Below are 573 nucleotides of genomic sequence, written 5' to 3'. Positions count from 1 at the left end.
CACCTGCAACTAGTGGCACAAATCTTACCATTTCTACCACGGTCGACAGATATTGTTCACCCTGACGTTCAATTTTTAATAGTTGTTGCTCATCGTCACCCACCGGAATGACCATCTTTCCGCCTTCTTTTAGCTGCGATAAAAGTGCTTGGGGAACACTCTCCGCGGCGGCAGTGACGATAATCGCATCGAAAGGACCTTTGCCTTCCCAACCAAGCCAACCATCACCATGTTTAGTCGATACATTATAAATCTCGAGTTGTTTCAGACGGCGCTTCGCATCCCAGTGCAAGGATTTGATGCGTTCAACGGAATAAACATGATCTACAATTTGCGCGAGGACAGCGGTTTGGTAACCTGAGCCGGTACCAATTTCTAATACATTGCTGTTCGACTTTAGATCCAACAGTGCTGTCATTTTCGCGACGATGTAAGGTTGAGAAATAGTTTGTCCCTGACCAATCGGTAGCGCATTGTTATCGTAGGCTTGGTGCATCATCGCTTGAGAAACAAAGCTCTCTCTCGGTAAACAATGCATTGCATCCAAAACGCGTTGATCTTTGATGCCACTGG

Annotated in this window: 1 protein-coding gene; it reads right to left on the bottom strand. The window is 46.2% G+C overall.

Annotation, left to right across the window (positions count from 1 at the left end):
• Window positions 1-573: protein-L-isoaspartate(D-aspartate) O-methyltransferase (locus R7044_RS26995; protein WP_225456203.1), on the bottom strand; the 573-nt coding region annotated here is incomplete at both ends.

It is taken from the genome of Vibrio sp. 1402 (assembly GCF_033340275.1).
The sequence above is the reverse complement of the archived record's forward strand: the minus strand, read 5'-3'. Positions and strand labels throughout refer to the sequence as shown.